A 15766-nucleotide genomic window follows, 5' to 3' on the forward strand; every position below is an offset into this window, starting at 1 on the left:
TCGACCCGGAACGACCGGGTGCCCGGGGCGCATCCGACAGACTTTCGTCAGCCCCGCCCGGTGCGGAGCCGGCGAGCGAGAGACGAGCTTCCGTGCGGCGCCCGTAAAGGAGCGCCCGGAAGCGTGACGGGAGACAGACCCGCATGCTCGACAACGAGCTGAACGGTGCGGCGTCCGACGACGCCCAGCCGCATGACACAGGCACATCCGACGATGCCGCGACGAACTCGACAGCGGGTACGCCCGCTGCGGAGAACGCGGCCACACCCCCCACGCGTCGCCGCCGCCGCGCGGCGAGCCGTCCGGCCGGACCCCCGAGGGTGACCGCCGAGCAGCCTGAGGCTCCGGCCGAAGTACCGGCGGAAGCGCCGGCCCCCGCAGCTCCCGAGAGCGTCGCCGAGCCGGGCTCCGCTCCGGTCGGGGAGGTTGCCGACGAGGCCTCGGTTCCCGAGGCGGGGCCCACGAGTGACGAGGCCGCAATCGACACGGCCGAAGGCACACCAGAGGACGCACAAGAAGACACACAAGAAGTCACGGCGCAGGACGCGGCGGAGACCGCCGATGCCGACTCGCAGGCCACCGAGGCGGCGCCCGCGCCGGAACCCGCCGCCGAGCCCGCGCCTCGGCGGCGGCGTACGCGCAAACGCGTCGCGGCCGAACCCGAGCCGCAGCCCGAGCCCGTGGTGGAAACCACCGCGGACGACGCCGAGGCGGAACCCGCGCCCCGGCGCACACGGCGTACGCGCAAGCGCGTCGTGGCGGAGCCGGAGCCCGAGACGGCACCGGCCGAGGCAGTGACCGCAGCCGAGGCCGAGACCGCGCCCGCGAAGCAAGCGGAACCGGAGCCCGAGGCGGCACCGGTTGCCCCGACGCGCAGGGTGGCGCCCGCGATCTTCCAGCCGCTCTTCCAGGCACCCGAGGCACAGATGCCGCGCTACACGGCACCTGCGCCCGCGCCTGAAAAGCCCGATAAGAGCGAAGTATCCGAGGCCCGCGACGAAGCCGAAGCCGAAGAAGAGGCCGTCGAGGAACCGCGTACCCGCCGTCGCCGAACACGCCGCAACCTCGCGGCCGAAGCTGCGGCGAGCATCCCGGGCGTGACCGTCGCCGGTCCCGGGGCCGGTCAGCCGCCGCAGGACGCCGAAGCCGAAGCGGACACCGAAGACCTCGACACCGAAGCGGACCTCGAAGAGGAGACCGACGACCGTCCGACGCGGCGGCGTCGGCGCGGCGGCCGTCGCCGTCGTGGCCGTGGTGACGCCGAGCGCGCCGAGGGCGAGGGCGACGAGGGCGCGGAGGAAACGGACGAAGAGCCCGAGGCCGACGAATCCGAGGAAGCACACGACGGCGAGGAGGGCGTGGCCACGACGACCCGTCGCCGTCGCCGTCGCCGCCGCCGTGCCGAAGGCGACACCGAGGCGCCGAGCGCCGACGACCCCGAGCGGACCGTCGTCAAGGTGCGTGAGCCCAGGGCGCGCCGTGCCGAGCGCACCGACATCGACGAGGTCGCCGGTGACGGCGTGCAGAGCGTCAAGGGTTCGACGCGTCTCGAAGCGAAGAAGCAGCGTCGCCGCGAGGGCCGCGAGCAGGGCCGCAGGCGCGTGCCGATCATCACCGAGGCCGAGTTCCTCGCGCGCCGCGAGGCGGTCGAGCGCGTCATGGTGGTCCGGCAGACCGGCGACCGCACGCAGATCGGCGTGCTGGAGGACGGCGTGCTCGTCGAGCACTTCGTCAGCCGCAAGCAGGACCAGTCCGGGTACGTCGGCAACGTCTACCTCGGCAAGGTGCAGAACGTCCTGCCGTCCATGGAGGCCGCGTTCGTCGACGTCGGCAAGGGCCGCAACGCCGTGCTGTACGCAGGCGAGGTCAACTTCGACGCGGGGTCGCCCCGGCGTATCGAGGCGGTGCTCAAGAGCGGCCAGTCGGTCCTCGTGCAGGTGACCAAGGACCCGATCGGGCACAAGGGCGCCCGGCTGACGAGCCAGGTCTCGCTGCCCGGCCGCTACCTCGTCTACGTGCCCGAGGGCACGATGACCGGCATCAGCCGCAAGCTGCCGGACACCGAGCGCGCGCGCCTGAAGAGCATTCTGAAGAAGATCGTCCCCGACGACGCCGGCGTGATCGTCCGCACCGCGGCCGAAGGCGCCAGCGAAGACGAGCTGGCGCGGGACGTCGCACGCCTCCAGGCGCAGTGGGAGGACATCAAGAAGAAGGCCGCGACCGCGAACGCGCCCGCGCTCCTGTACGGGGAGCCGGACATGACGGTCCGGGTGATCCGCGACATCTTCAACGAGGACTTCACCAAGCTGGTCGTCTCCGGCGACGAGGCGTGGGACACGATCCACGGTTACGTGTCGCACGTGGCGCCCGATCTGGCGCCGCGCCTGTCGAGGTGGACGAGCGACGTCGACGTGTTCGCGACGTACCGCATAGACGAGCAGCTCATGAAGGCGCTCGACCGCAAGGTGTGGCTGCCGAGCGGCGGTTCGCTGGTGATCGACCGCACCGAGGCGATGGTCGTCGTCGACGTCAACACCGGCAAATTCACCGGTCAGGGCGGCAACCTCGAAGAGACCGTCACGCGGAACAACCTGGAGGCGGCCGAGGAGATCGTGCGGCAGCTCCGGTTGCGCGACCTCGGTGGCATCATCGTCATCGACTTCATCGACATGGTCCTGGAGAGCAACCGCGAGCTCGTACTGCGGCGCCTGCTCGAATGCCTGGGCCGGGACCGTACGAAGCACCAGGTGGCCGAGGTCACTTCGCTCGGCCTGGTGCAGATGACACGCAAGCGGGTGGGCCAGGGCCTGCTGGAGGCGTTCTCCGAGACGTGCGAGAAGTGCAACGGGCGCGGTGTGCTCGTGCGTATGGACACGCCGGAGCCCAAGTCGGGCGGTTCGGGCCGGCGTCGCCGCGGCAAGGGCGGTGCGGGCAACGGCGTCGTCGTCGAGCACACCCACGACGAGCCGGTGGAGGTACCGCCGGCCGCCGAGGAGGCCGAGGTCGCCGAACCCGCCGAGCCGATCGAAGTACTCGTCGCCGAGGAGGCTCCCGAGCCCAGTGAGGTGATCGAGGAGATCGAGGTCGTCGAGACGCCGGAGCACGTCGCCGCGATCGAGCCCGAGGCGCCCGCCGAGGCGGAGGCCGAGGCGGAAGTGGTCGTCGTCGTTCCCGAATCGGTCGAGGTGGTCGAGCGGGTCGAGGCCGCGTCGGAGGCTGAGGCGGGGGTTGCGGAGGCCGGGGCGGCCCCGGAAGCCGAAGCCGCTGCCACTGCCGCGGAAACCGCCGTTCCGGAGACGGCTGTCGCCGGAGGCGAGGCCCCGGCGGAACCCGCCGCGGAGGCGGAGCCCGAGGCGCCGAAGAAGGCAGCCAAGCGCGCTCCGCGCAAGACGGCTGCGAAGACGGCCGCCAAGAAGACCGCGGCGAAGAAGACCACCGCGAAGAAGACGGCGGCCAAGCGGACCACGCGCAAGACTGCCGCGTCCGCCTCGGAGTCGGCCGCCGATGCGGCTGCCGCTCCGGACGCACCCGCGGCGGAGGCGGCCACGAAGGCAGCGTCCGCCGCCCCGGAGCCTGCCGAGGAGAAGCCGGCGAAGCCACGCAAGGCCGCGCGCCGGGCGACGCGTCCGGCAGGCGCTCCCGGCACGACTGCGGACCAGCCCGGTTCGGAGCCGGCCGGCTCGGATTCGGCGGCTTCCGAGCAGGCTGCTCGGGAGTCGGTCGGCGCGTCCACCGGCCAATGAGCGGGTCTTTCCGGCGGACGGACGTCACTCGTCCGTCCGCCGGGCACCGGCCGTAGGGCCGGGGCGGTGGATGCCACGGAGAGTGGTCCTCCCGGTCGTGGTGAGGGCCGCCGTGGGACGGCCTCGGCGTACGCCTTACGGCCCCACAACACCCTTTCGGGCCGTGCGTGAAACGGCATGCACGGGTCCCGGTCGGTTCTGTCGCGCGCCCCTCTGCGGCGGCCGAAGCACTGGAGTCTCCGGCGTGACACCCGGGGCCTCCCGGGCCCCGGCCACCCGGTTTGACCTGGGGAGGACGAGGTCCGTAAGGTTGACCCTCGGCATGTTCATGCCAAGCTCCTGAGCACCCACCTCCCGGCGGTCGTCGTCGGGGGAGGCCGCCCGGCATCGGTCGGGGTCGGCTGGCGTCAGGGGCTCCGATCGACACAGAGAGCGGGTTCGCGGTGTACGCGATCATTCGCGCCGGCGGTAGGCAGCACAAAGTTGCCGTCGGCGATGTCATTCAGGCCGACCGCGTGCAGAGCGCGGCCGGTGAGACCGTCGAGCTTCCGGTGCTGCTCCTGGTCGACGGTGAGTCCGTGACGAGCGACCCGTGGGTCCTCGCGGGTGTGAAGGTGACGGCCGAGGTCGTCGACCACACCAAGGGCAAGAAGATCGACATCCTGAAGTACAAGAACAAGACCGGCTACCGCAAGCGCATGGGTCACCGCCAGCAGCACACCCAGCTCAAGGTCACCGGCATCGAGACCGGGAAGTAGAGGACATGGCACACAAAAAGGGCGCATCGTCCACTCGTAACGGCCGTGACTCCAATGCCCAGCGGCTCGGCGTGAAGCGTTTCGGCGGCCAGGTCGTCAACGCGGGCGAGATCATCGTCCGCCAGCGCGGCACGCACTTCCACCCGGGTGCCAACGTCGGCCGTGGCGGCGACGACACCCTGTTCGCGCTGGCCGCGGGTGCGGTGCAGTTCGGCACGCGTCGCGGTCGCCGCGTCGTGAACATCGTCCCGGCGGCCTGACGCCCGAGGGACCACCTTGCTCGACCCGAAGGCGGACCGGATCACGGTCCGCCTTCGGGCTTTGTCGGCGACAAACTGCTGGAGGCAGTCGTGACCACCTTCGTCGACCGCGTCGTTTTGCACGTGGCCGCGGGCAACGGGGGCCACGGGTGCGCCTCGATCCACCGTGAGAAGTTCAAGCCGCTCGGCGGACCGGACGGCGGAAACGGCGGTCGTGGAGGCGATGTCTCGCTCGTCGTCGACCCCAACGTCACCACGCTCCTGGAGTACCACCACTCGCCGCACCGCAAGGCGACGTCCGGCAAGCCCGGCGCGGGCGGCCACCGCAGCGGCGCGGACGGCGCGGACCTCGTGCTGGCCGTGCCGGACGGCACCGTCGTCAAGCGCCTGCTGCCCGACGGCACCGAGGAGTTCGTCGAGGACCTGGTCGGCAACGGCACCAAGTTCGTCCTCGCGCAGGGCGGCCGAGGCGGCCTCGGCAACGCCGCACTCGCCTCACCGCGCCGCAAGGCGCCCGGTTTCGCGCTGCTCGGCGAGCCCGGTGAGGGAGGCGACTACGTCCTCGAACTCAAGACGGTCGCCGACATCGCGCTTGTCGGCTATCCGAGCGCGGGCAAGTCGAGTTTGATCGCGGCCATGAGTGCGGCGCGGCCGAAAATCGCCGACTACCCGTTCACCACGCTCGTGCCGAACCTGGGCGTGGTGACCGCCGGCGACGTCGTCTACACCGTCGCCGACGTGCCGGGGCTGATCCCCGGCGCCAGCCAGGGCAAGGGCCTCGGCCTGGAGTTCCTGCGGCACGTCGAACGCTGCAAGGCCCTCGTGCACGTGCTCGATTGCGCGACGCTTGAGCCCGGCCGCGACCCGGTCAGCGACCTGGACACCATCGAGGCCGAACTCACCGCCTACGGCGGCCTCGACGACCGGCCGCGCATGGTGGCGCTCAACAAGACCGACGTCCCCGACGGCCACGACCTTGCCGATCTGGTGCGCGCCGACCTCGAAGGCCGCGGCCTCCAGGTCTTCGAGGTGTCCGCGGTGAGCCACAAGGGCCTGCGCGAACTGTCGTTCGCGATGGCCGCGTTGGTGCAGCAGGCCCGTGACGCCGCGCCGCCTGCCGAGGCCACGCGCATCGTGCTGCGGCCGACCGCGGTGGACGACAGCGGGTTCACCGTGACCCGGCGCGGCGAGACGTTCGTCGTACGCGGCACCAAACCCGAACGCTGGGTGCGGCAGACCGACTTCGCCAACGACGAGGCCGTGGGCTACCTGGCCGACCGGCTCGCCCGACTCGGCGTGGAGGAGGCGTTGTTCGACGCCGGCGCGCGTCCGGGGGCCGAGGTCGTCATCGGCGACGACCAGTCGGGCGTTGTGTTCGACTGGGAGCCGACCGTGGCGACCGGTGCCGAAATGCTCGGCCGCCGGGGTGAGGACCACCGGTTCGAGACACCGCGTCCCGCCGTGCAGCGGCGTCGCGAACGCGACTCGCTGCACGGCCGGTTCGAGGACTTCGAGCCGTTCGAGCAGGAATGAGGGGACAGACACTGTCCTGACCTCGGGCAGGGGTTCGCGATCGCTGCGGGTGTCTCCGGACGACGGCATGGAATGGCGTTGCCTGTTGGTAGGGTATGCGTTGCCGGGCGGCGAAAACCAAACCGTCCGACTGCTCGATCCCTGCGGTGGCAGGCTGAACACACTCGCATCGCGGGCTTGGTGCCTGCCGTCGCCGCAGGTGCCTCGGAGACGTGGAACCCCGCGTGGAGCTGGTGTAAGACCCCTGGAGCTCTCCGGGCAGTCGGCGTCGAAGCGCGGACCGTAGTCCCCTGCCCGAAAGGACCGAAAACGGACCTTCCGGCAAGAAATGTCCGGGATGCCGAGGGCTGTTGGGGCTCGGAGCAACGGAGTGGGAGTTACGGCGCATGTCAGTCCCGGCTCGACGCGAGGACGTCACCTCCGCGCGCCGCATCGTGGTCAAGGTCGGCTCGTCGTCCCTGACCACCGCCGCCGGGGGGCTCGACGCGGACCGCGTCGACGCCCTTGTCGACGTGATCGCCGCGAAGCGCGCCGAGGGGGCCGAGGTCGTCCTCGTGTCGTCCGGGGCGATCGCGGCCGGCCTCGCACCGCTGGGACTCGACCGCCGGCCGCGTGACCTCGCCACGGCGCAGGCGGCGGCGAGTGTCGGGCAGGGGCTGTTGGTCGCGCGCTACACGGCCTCGTTCGCGCGGTACGCCCTGCGGGTCGGGCAGGTGCTGCTGACCGTCGACGACATGACGCGGCGTACGCACTACCGCAACGCGTACCGGACCCTGGACCGTCTGCTGACCATGGGCGCGCTGCCTGTCGTCAACGAGAACGACACCGTCGCCACCGAGGAGATCCGCTTCGGCGACAACGACCGCCTCGCGGCTCTCGTGGCCCACCTTGTGCGCGCCGATCTGCTGGTGCTGTTGTCCGACGTCGACGGGCTTTACGACGGCGATCCCGCCAAACCGACGTCGTCGCTCATCACCGAGGTGCACGGCCCTGCCGACCTCGCGGGCGTGGAGATCGGCAAGGCCGGCAAGGCCGGCGTCGGCACCGGCGGCATGGTGACCAAGGTCGAGGCCGCCCGCATCGCGACGACGTCGGGGATACCGGTCGTGCTGACCGCGGCGCGGTGCGCGTCCGACGCGCTGTTCGGCAAGGAGACGGGGACGTTCTTCCACCGCACCGGCACGCGCCGCGCCGACCGGTTGCAGTGGCTCGCGCATGCGACCACCGCGCGCGGGCGCCTGGTGTTGGACGCGGGCGCGGTCCAGGCGGTCGCCGAGCGGCACAAATCGCTCCTGCCGGCCGGCGTCACGGCGGTCGAGGGGACCTTCGTCGCGGGCGACCCGGTGGACCTTGTCGACGAAAACGGCAACATCATCGGCCGGGGACTGGTCAACTTTGATGCAAAGGAACTCCCCGGACTCCTGGGCCGCTCCACCCACGAGCTGGCCCGGGAAATGGGGCCGGCGTACGAGCGCGAGGTCGTCCACCGCGATGACCTGGCGCTGAAGCGCCGCTGACGCACGCGATGCGGAACCGGCACTGTGCGGGGCCCGGCGCCGGGCCGATGCCGCCGGGTGCCGTCCCGCGTCATCGACGGAAGGCGGACCGGTGCAGGGACGTGGCAGGGAGCTGCCCTGGGAGGCCGTGGCGCCGCGACGGGCGGGCGGGGACGATGGCGAGTCGGTCGCGCGCGGCGCCTTGGCGGAGAAGAAGGCCGTCCGGATCGAGGAGACCCGGATGTGGCACATAACGCTGACCGTCGCCGGCAGCGCGGTTCCCTCGGACGACATCCGCCGGGCGCTCGAACAACTCGCGCACGACCACCCCTTCCTGCTCGCCGGCCGGTACGCCGCCGACCACGCGGAGATCCGCTACTGGGAGGAGGCCCGCGACCTTCAGGACGCGGCGGCCCTCGCCCTGCGCCTGTGGGGCGAACACCGCCGCTCGGCAGGGCTTCCGCCGTGGGAGATCATCGGCCTGGAGGTCGTCGACCGCGGGACGTGGCAGCAGCGCGCGAAGTCCCCGTCGGGAGGTCCGATCGTGCCGGGAGGCGTCCAGCCGTTCTGAGGCGGACACGACCGCGCACGGGACGGCATCGCTGAACGTCGTCACCGTATTCGCCGTCCGCCGCGACGTCTGCCGCCGCACGGCGGCCGCACTCGTGCACACCGACAGCGCGCGACCACCATGCCACGAGCAGGCACGCGGGCATGAACGGGCACGGCCGCGAAGGACGGTGGATCGTGTGCGGCCGGGGGCGGCGACCGGCCGCGGCGTGCGGCAGATGCGGCCGGCCCGAACCCGCGTTCCCGGAGGAGGCCGTTCCGCCTCCCCGGCGGTTCGCGGCCGTCTCGCCTGGCGGAAACCTTTCCGGGGACGCCGAAAGAGGTCGGTAGGCTTGCGTCATGAGCAGCAGCGAATCCCTCAGCGCAGCCACCGGTGAATCCTCCGCCGTCCTCGCCACCGCGCGGCGTGCCCGCGACGCCGCCGCCGCGCTCGCCCCACTGGAGCGCAGGGTCAAGGACGCCGCGCTGCTCGCGATCGCCGACGCGCTGATCGCTCGCTCCGCCGAGATCGTCGCGGCCAACGCCGAAGACGTCGCGCGGGCCCGTGCCAACGGCACCCCCGAGTCGACCGTCGACCGGCTCACCCTCACCGACGAGCGGGTGGCCGCGATCGCGTCCGACGTGCGCGACATCGTCGGCCTGTCCGACCCGGTCGGCGAGGTCGTGCGCGGTTCGACGCTGCCCAACGGCCTGGAGCTTCGGCAGGTACGCGTCCCTCTGGGCGTCGTCGGCATCATCTACGAGGCCCGGCCCAATGTGACCGTGGACGCCGCCGTGCTGTGCCTGAAGTCCGGCAACGCGGTGCTGCTGCGCGGTTCGTCGTCGGCGTACGCCTCCAACACCGCACTCGTCGCGGTGCTGCGCGACGCGGTCGCCTCCGCCGGGGTTCCGGCCGACGCGATCCAGCTCGTCCCCGGCCAATCCCACGACAGCGTCAACGAACTGATGCGCGCGCGGGGGCTGGTCGACGTGCTCATCCCGCGCGGCGGAGCATCCCTGATCCGGACCGTGGTCGAGGGATCCACGGTGCCGGTCATCGAGACGGGCGTGGGCAACTGCCACGTGTACGTCGACGCCGACGCCGACGTGCCGATGGCCGTCGAGATCCTGGTCAACTCCAAGGCGCAGCGCGTGTCGGTGTGCAACTCCGCCGAGACGCTGCTCGTGCACGCCGACATCGCCGACGCCTTCGTGCCGGCTGCTCTGGCCGCGCTCAAGGAGGCCGGGGTGACCGTGCACGGCGACCCCGCCGTGCAGAAGTACTCCGCCGACGTCGTGCCCGCGACCGACGAGGACTGGGACACCGAGTACCTCTCGTACGACATCGCCGCCGCCGTGGTCGATTCCCTCGACGACGCCGTCGCGCACATCCGCCGGCACTCGTCGGGCCACACCGAGGCCATCGTCACGCGCTCGCAGTCCCAGGCCCGGCGCTTCGTGCGCCTGGTCGACTCGACGGCGGTCATGGTGAACGCGTCGACACGCTTCACCGACGGCGGCCAGTTCGGCTTCGGCGCCGAGATCGGGATCTCGACGCAGAAGTTGCACGCGCGCGGGCCGATGGGTCTGCCGGAGCTCACGTCCACCAAGTTCGTCGTGACCGGCGAGGGGCACGTGCGCGGATGACCCGGAGTGACGCATGGGGGACGGAGACCGCAGCGACCGGCTCGCGGTAATCCGTTCCCCTCGGGGGCACCGCGGTAATACTGTGATGCGGTGGCCGACGCGCGAGGGCCGGAACCACCTGACGGCCCGCCGGAGTCCGGGGACGACCCCGAGCACGCGGGGGACGATTGGTCCTCCGTCGTCTTCGACGATCACTTCGTGCGGGCTGCGACCATCCACGAGCCCACCGCCGCCGAACGGCAGCTCGCCGCCGCGCCGCCGACTCCGCTGACGCCGCCGCAGCCGACGGACTTCGGCGAAGATCCCTACGCGCTGCACGAGCCGCGCACCGAAGGCAGGTTCGAGGCTCCGGACGACGTTTGGGGCGCGGACGACGATTTCGGCGGGCCCGCCCGCCCCTCCCGGTGGCGCCAGTCGGTGGCGTGGGTGCTGGCGGTGCTGATGGGCGTCGGTGTGGTGGCGATGGCGGTCACGGCGGTCGCCCCCGGGCGGTCCGGGCAGAACCCGCCGGTTCCCCAGCCGACGGTCGGGACCCCGGCCCCCGAGACGCACACCGGTCGGCCGGGATCGGCTGAGAACACCCCGCCGGCGGTGTCCGCTCTCCTGCTGTGTCCGGCCCTTCCGCACGGCAACTGCTGAGTCGCGGGCAGGTGGGCTGACACGCGACGGCTCCCCTGCCGTGATCCTGGCCACGACGGTCTCGCCGATGTCGCCGGCATCCGATAGGTTGCGCCCGTGTCTGAGCGACGTGACGGGGGACCCGACCACGAGCCCGAGGCGACGGATGGGCAGCAGCCTGCGGGCGCGGACCCCTTCGAAGGCCTGGTGCTCGACGAGGAATTCATCAAGGGAGCGCAGAAGAGCGAGCCGTCCGCGCGGGCACGCATGCTCGCCGAACGCTGGAAGCACGAGCCGCCGGAGAACACCGGGTTCCGGGAGGCGGCCGGGGAGAACCGGGGGCGGCGCCGACTGCGTCGGCGGCAGGAACGCGGCGGGGGCGCCCCGCGACGCCTGGGGGGCGGAGGCGCGGAGCACCGCGACCGCACCGAGCTCAAGATCGCGGTGTGGTTCGTGCTCATCGCGGCGGTGGTCCTGTTCCTGTCCGTCCGCGGGTGACCACGGCGCCGGTTCGTACCTGAAGGTCCGTCAAGAGCCGGATGTGCGGGTGGATTTCCGCATTCCGGGCGAACCCTCCGCCGCCTACCATGGGGATATGTCCGCTCGGGGCGAACCCCCTGAAGGCAGCCGCAGGGGCGGACCCGACGGCGAGGACGAATTCCGCGTCGTCTTCGACGAGTCCTTCGTCCAGGCCGCCGTGCTCCATGAGCCGTCGGCGCAGGAACGGCTGCGCACCGGGAGGAAACCCCGGCCCCTGCGCCGGGCCTTCGGCATGCCCCCGGCGATGTTCCGGGCCGTCGTGCTGGTGCTGTCGATCGTGGTCGTGACGTCCGGCGCCCTCTACCTCGCCGGGCGACGCGCGAACGCGCCGGTGCACCGGACCGCGCCGGGACCAGCGGTTCTGGTACGCGTCTCTCTCGCCCCGGCCGTCGGCGTCGTCCCTGCCGAGGTGGCCCCGGACGCCGACCCCTTCGCGGGAACCTCCGCCGCCGCATGGAGAGACGACCGGGCCGGTATCGCCCTGCCCGCGCAGGAGGAGACCGAGCACTTCAGTGCTCCACAGGTACGCGAAAGCCTGGAGCTGGTCAGGGACTTCATCGCCGACACCCAACTCGATCCCGCGGTCTGGCGGGGCGGGCGCCCGTGGTCCGCGGCGCTGAACCTCCGGTCCGACCAGTACCGGCAGGTGATCGCCGCGCTCGACCACCCCGTCGACGACGATGTGCACGCGGCCACCGGATGGGTCACCCGCTTCGACCCCGAGGCCGTCGACGCCGACGCCACGCTGGCCCGGGTCAACGCGGTGACGTCGATCGCCGAACCGCGCGACGGCGAGCTCATGGTCACGGTCGACGGCGTCTTCGTGTACGCGGTCAAGGCGCGCGGAGGCGAGGTGTGGACGCGTTTCGTCGTGCACCGGCTCTGGGAGTTCCGGATCGACAAGCCGGGTCTGCGGGACGCCCAAATGCGGGTGCGCCGCATCGTGACCGTGGCGGCACCGCAGCCGTGCACGGCCACCGCCGCGGCGTACTTCCAGCCGATCTTCCCGGCCGGGGAGAGAAGTTCGGCGTCCGAGCCGACCGGCGCCCCGACGCTTGCCGCGTCGGCGGAGGCCGCTTCGGCGGCCAAGGGCGCGATGGGCGGGCCGACCGTCACGGCGTCCGAGGCCGCGGTGATCTCCGGGGCCACCGGAATCCTGCCGACGCCGATGCCGTCGCCGATGCCGCCGGCGTCCTCGTCCGGTCCGCTGCCGAGCGGGTCGCCGCTCGATCCGCTGGCACTCGGGGGCGCGAGCGGGATGACGTGCGGAGGCCTGACTACTGCGGTCTGACGCTGCGTCAGTGCCTGGGGCCGCCTTGTTCCGGATTGGCGTCGCCGGAATTCGCGTTACTCTCGTCGGCGGTCTTGGCGGTGCTCTTCGGCGGCGTGGGCTCGGCCGTACCGGAGCCCGGTGACCGGCCGGTGAACTTGTCACGCAGCCGCCCGCCCGCGTCCACCGCGCCGTCCGCGAGGTCGCGCAGCAGGCCGAAGAGGGGGTCCGCAGTCTGCCGCGCCGATTCGCGGTAGGAATCGGCCGACGCCTTCGCCTCGCCGCGCACCGATGCGTCGCCGTCCTCGTCGCGCCGCGGGTAGTCGCCCGCCATGATCGCGGCATAGCCCGGGCCGTCGGCCCAGCGTTTGAGCTCCGCGACACGTACCACCGGGAACGGATGCGACCGCCCGACGACGTTCATCAGCTTCAGCACGCTGTCGCGTATGTCGCCCGCCGCTTCGTATTCGGCGGCCTGCGCGAGGAATTCGTCGGTGCTCATCTCGTGCAGCCGCGAACCGCCCGCGATCTTCATCAGCGCCCGCAGGGAGGCCTCGGGGTCCTGGCCGACCAGCAGGCCGGCGCGGTCGCAGCTCAGTTCCGACTTGCGGAACCACTCCTGAAGGGCCGCGACGACCGCCTGGACCGCGAGTGTGCCCAGCGGGATGCCGGACAGCCGTATCGACAGACCCGTCAGGATCAGCAGCATGGTGCGGTAGACCGCGTGGCCGGAGAGGACGTGGCCCATCTCGTGGCCGATGACCGTGCGCATCTCGTCGTCGTCCAGCAGTTCGACAAGACCCGTCGTCACGACGATGAAGGGCTTGTCCATGCCGATCGCCATCGCGTTCGGCTGCGGGTCGAGCGTGACGTACACCTCCGGCACATTCGGCAGGTCCAGGATGTACGCCGCGTCGCGTGCCATTTCGTGCAGGCGCCGGAACTGCTGCTCGCTCGTGCGTACGCTGCCGGCCAGAAACGCGAGGCGGACGGCCCGCTCCGACACCATGCCGTGCAACTGCCGCAGAACACCGTCGAACCCCTGCAACCTGCGCAACGCCACCAACGCGCTGCGGTCGGCGGGGTGTTCGTACGCCCGCGAGGAGATGCCCGGAAACCTTTTGCGCTGAGCGGCGGGCAGTCGGCCGTCGGTCCCACCGGCCCCCGGCTGCTTGGTGGTGTCGGGCATCGGCGCTCCCCCTCGTGGGTGATCCGGCCGGGCGGCAGGCACGCGCGGCGACGCTGCGCCGCCCTTCGTCCCCTCAGGTTAGGCGCAGCCGGAGCAGGCCACTGCGGGACAACCCTCACTCGTTCGGCGCAGTGAGCCGGTCCCGTGACGGCTCGCCGGCCGGTGCCGGGCCTGCCGCCGAGGAACTGCCGAAGCGATCCTGCGCGCGCAGGGCCCACCCCCCTTCCGTACGATGTCGTCCGCGGCCGTGTGACCAGATGTCCTCGCGGACACCCGGCCGGCGTCCGACGACCGACACACGAGGGTTGACACGATGACCGAGCACGCCGTGACCGTACTCACCCGCCTCGCCAGCGAAGGCGGCGAGCACGGCGGCAACCACGAGAACCTGAACCCGCTCGGCGCCGGGATCGGTGCGTTCGTCGCGCTGATCGTTCTCCTCCTCATCACGATGTCCTTCAACAAGGACCGCTGAACTCCACCTGGCCCTTTGGGCGTCAGACACATCTCCGGGGTTGCCACGTACGGCGACCCCGGTTTCGTGCTGCCCGCGGGTCGGCCGCCCACGGGCACGTGTGCGGCCCCCCGGCCGCGCGTTAATGTTCGGGGCGAGTCGCGGGCACGGGACCCGGCAGCACCTTGGGGAGGGTGAAATGCGGACATTCGCCATGGGCGAGAAGGCCAGGCTGGCGGATCTGACCGCGGCGACCGCGCTGCGCGTCGAGATCGCGGGGGCGGCAACAGGCACCGACACCGCCGCGTTCTGCTTCGCCCTCGATGCGGACGGACACATAGATGCGAACCGGCCGCCGGTCAGCGCGGACCGCCCCGCGTCGCTCGTGAGCGCGGTCGCGCTGGTGTCGGGAGGCGCCTCGAACGCCTCCTTCGACGTGGATCTGGACGCTGTCGCGCCGGACGTGCACCGGCTGTTGTTCGTCGTGGCGTCGGTCGGACCGGACATCGCCCTGGACGCCGGCAGCGTCGTGCTGACCGCCGGCGAGGAAGCGATCGGCGCGTTCCTCATGGACCCGTCCGAGATGAAGGGCCAGCGCGCGCTGATCCTCGGTGAGATCTACCGCCGCGACGGCTGGCGCTTCGGGGCGGTCGGGCAGGGATACCGGGACGGGCTGGAGCAGCTCGTCCGCGACTACGGGGCCGACCCCGCCGTGCTGTTGGGCGGCCGGGCGGCGAACGACGACGGCGACAGGGACAGCGACAGCGACGCGGAGCCCGTGAGCGGTTCCGAGGAGGAGGCGGCGGTCGCCGTCGAGGGGCGGCCGGACGCGGACGCGGAAGCGGAAAGGGACGCGGCGCCGGAGCCGGAGGCTGTTGACGGGGGTGCGGCCGGGACTGTGGCCGAGACCGAGATCCACGCCGAGACCGATGTCCGGGCCGAGACCGAGACCCAAGTCGAGACCGATGTCCGGGCCGAGACCGAGATCAAGTACGAGACCGGTGCCGACGCGGCTGGAGGCGGAACCGACGCCGCGACGGAGTCCGGGGCCGGTGAGTCCGCCGTTCCCGGCGTCCACACCTACGAAGGCTCCGGCGACCGGATCCTCCGCATCTCGCGCCCGGTCGAGTCCGGCCCCGTGGTCGTCGAGATCACCGGTGACGGAACCGCCAACTTCGCGGTGTGGACTCTGAATTCGTCGCTCGAACATGACAAGCTGCTGGTCAACGAGATCGGTGCGTACCGCGGCCGGGTCCTCGTCGACGAGCGCGGAACGGCCACCGAGCGCCTGAAGATCGAAAGCGACGGCCCCTGGACGGTCGTCATCCAACCGCCCACCGCCGCGCCCTGGCTCACCGGCCCGGTCTCCGGCGACGGCCCGGAAGTCCTGCGGTGGACCGGTCCCCGTACGGTCGTCGCCATGACGCACGCGGGCACGAGCAACTTCATGGTGCGCGCGTACGCCGAATCCCCCGGTCAGGCCGAAGACCCCTACCTCGCCTCGCTCGCGAACGCGATCGGGAGCTACGACGGCGAGTCGATCATCCCCGCCGGCCCCTGCCTCATCGAGATCGAGGCGGACGGAGAATGGACGTTCACCCCCGAACCGGGGTGAAGGATCCGGCCGCCCGCTGGATCCGGGCTCGGTCGGTTCGCCCGATGGCACCCGATTGGCCTTGTGGCGCACGGGAGTTCGCGGTTGCCCGACG

The 15766-nt window shown here is 71.8% G+C and carries 13 protein-coding genes; 12 read left to right on the forward strand and 1 reads right to left on the reverse strand.

Annotation, left to right across the window (positions count from 1 at the left end; all coding sequences use genetic code 11):
- Positions 1-143: 143 nt before the first annotated feature.
- The 10 genes from ACRX5W_RS06905 to ACRX5W_RS06950 all read left to right on the forward strand — a co-directional run bounded on the left by ACRX5W_RS06905 (position 144) and on the right by ACRX5W_RS06950 (position 12435).
- Positions 144-3743: an Rne/Rng family ribonuclease gene (locus tag ACRX5W_RS06905; protein ID WP_436787044.1), complete on the forward strand. Its 3600-nt coding sequence runs from the start codon at positions 144-146 to the stop codon at positions 3741-3743.
- A 443-nt stretch (positions 3744-4186) separates the two neighbouring features.
- Positions 4187-4501, forward strand: coding sequence for a 50S ribosomal protein L21 (gene rplU / locus ACRX5W_RS06910; RefSeq protein ID WP_436787045.1), 315 nt, complete (start codon positions 4187-4189; stop codon positions 4499-4501).
- A gap of 5 nt (positions 4502-4506) precedes the next feature.
- Positions 4507-4761, forward strand: a complete 255-nt coding sequence (gene rpmA / locus ACRX5W_RS06915; RefSeq protein WP_436787046.1) for a 50S ribosomal protein L27 — start codon at positions 4507-4509, stop codon at positions 4759-4761.
- Between the two features lie 90 nt (positions 4762-4851).
- On the forward strand, positions 4852-6294 hold the full coding sequence (obgE, locus tag ACRX5W_RS06920) for a GTPase ObgE (protein ID WP_436787047.1): 1443 nt from the start codon (positions 4852-4854) through the stop codon (positions 6292-6294).
- A 386-nt stretch (positions 6295-6680) separates the two neighbouring features.
- The gene (gene proB / locus ACRX5W_RS06925) at positions 6681-7811 is read left to right on the forward strand and encodes a glutamate 5-kinase (RefSeq protein ID WP_436787048.1); all 1131 of its coding nucleotides are present in this window, start codon (positions 6681-6683) and stop codon (positions 7809-7811) included.
- Between the two features lie 91 nt (positions 7812-7902).
- A complete protein-coding gene (locus tag ACRX5W_RS06930; protein WP_436787049.1) occupies positions 7903-8361 on the forward strand; it encodes a hypothetical protein in 459 nt (152 codons plus the stop codon).
- 338 nt (positions 8362-8699) lie between these two features.
- A complete protein-coding gene (locus tag ACRX5W_RS06935; protein ID WP_436787050.1) occupies positions 8700-9986 on the forward strand; it encodes a glutamate-5-semialdehyde dehydrogenase in 1287 nt (428 codons plus the stop codon).
- 90 nt (positions 9987-10076) lie between these two features.
- Complete coding sequence (locus tag ACRX5W_RS06940; protein WP_436787051.1) at positions 10077-10625, forward strand: hypothetical protein; 549 nt, start codon at positions 10077-10079, stop codon at positions 10623-10625.
- A 96-nt stretch (positions 10626-10721) separates the two neighbouring features.
- Positions 10722-11102, forward strand: coding sequence for a hypothetical protein (locus tag ACRX5W_RS06945; protein ID WP_436787052.1), 381 nt, complete (start codon positions 10722-10724; stop codon positions 11100-11102).
- Positions 11103-11199: 97 nt separating this feature from the next.
- Positions 11200-12435, forward strand: a complete 1236-nt coding sequence (locus tag ACRX5W_RS06950; RefSeq protein ID WP_436787053.1) for a hypothetical protein — start codon at positions 11200-11202, stop codon at positions 12433-12435.
- 7 nt (positions 12436-12442) lie between these two features.
- Here the strand turns inward: ACRX5W_RS06950 and ACRX5W_RS06955 are convergent, their stop codons facing one another.
- Entirely contained in the window at positions 12443-13603 is a 1161-nt protein-coding gene (locus ACRX5W_RS06955) for a M48 family metallopeptidase (RefSeq protein ID WP_436787054.1), read from the reverse strand.
- A gap of 313 nt (positions 13604-13916) precedes the next feature.
- On the opposite strand from ACRX5W_RS06955, the gene ACRX5W_RS06960 reads away from it, so the two are divergent.
- Both ACRX5W_RS06960 and ACRX5W_RS06965 read left to right on the forward strand, forming a co-directional pair.
- Entirely contained in the window at positions 13917-14078 is a 162-nt protein-coding gene (locus ACRX5W_RS06960) for a hypothetical protein (RefSeq protein WP_436787055.1), read from the forward strand.
- A gap of 178 nt (positions 14079-14256) precedes the next feature.
- Positions 14257-15672 carry a TerD family protein gene (locus ACRX5W_RS06965; RefSeq protein WP_436787056.1) on the forward strand — a complete coding sequence of 472 codons (1416 nt, stop codon included), beginning with the start codon at positions 14257-14259 and terminating at the stop codon, positions 15670-15672.
- Positions 15673-15766: the final 94 nt, after the last annotated feature.

This window comes from Yinghuangia sp. YIM S10712 (assembly GCF_051388935.1).
Classification (GTDB): Bacteria; Actinomycetota; Actinomycetes; order Streptomycetales; family Streptomycetaceae; genus Yinghuangia.

Excerpts from the sequence above, each read along its gene's own strand:
- ACRX5W_RS06905 (WP_436787044.1), top strand. The coding sequence starts at position 144 with ATGCTCGACAACGAGCTGAACGGTGCGGCGTCCGACGACGCCCAGCCG.
- rpmA (WP_436787046.1), top strand. The coding sequence starts at position 4,507 with ATGGCACACAAAAAGGGCGCATCGTCCACTCGTAACGGCCGTGACTCC.
- proB (WP_436787048.1), top strand. The coding sequence starts at position 6,681 with ATGTCAGTCCCGGCTCGACGCGAGGACGTCACCTCCGCGCGCCGCATC.
- ACRX5W_RS06935 (WP_436787050.1), top strand. The coding sequence starts at position 8,700 with ATGAGCAGCAGCGAATCCCTCAGCGCAGCCACCGGTGAATCCTCCGCC.
- ACRX5W_RS06950 (WP_436787053.1), top strand. The coding sequence starts at position 11,200 with ATGTCCGCTCGGGGCGAACCCCCTGAAGGCAGCCGCAGGGGCGGACCC.
- ACRX5W_RS06955 (WP_436787054.1), bottom strand. The coding sequence starts at position 13,603 with ATGCCCGACACCACCAAGCAGCCGGGGGCCGGTGGGACCGACGGCCGA.
- ACRX5W_RS06960 (WP_436787055.1), top strand. The coding sequence starts at position 13,917 with ATGACCGAGCACGCCGTGACCGTACTCACCCGCCTCGCCAGCGAAGGC.
- ACRX5W_RS06965 (WP_436787056.1), top strand. The coding sequence starts at position 14,257 with ATGCGGACATTCGCCATGGGCGAGAAGGCCAGGCTGGCGGATCTGACC.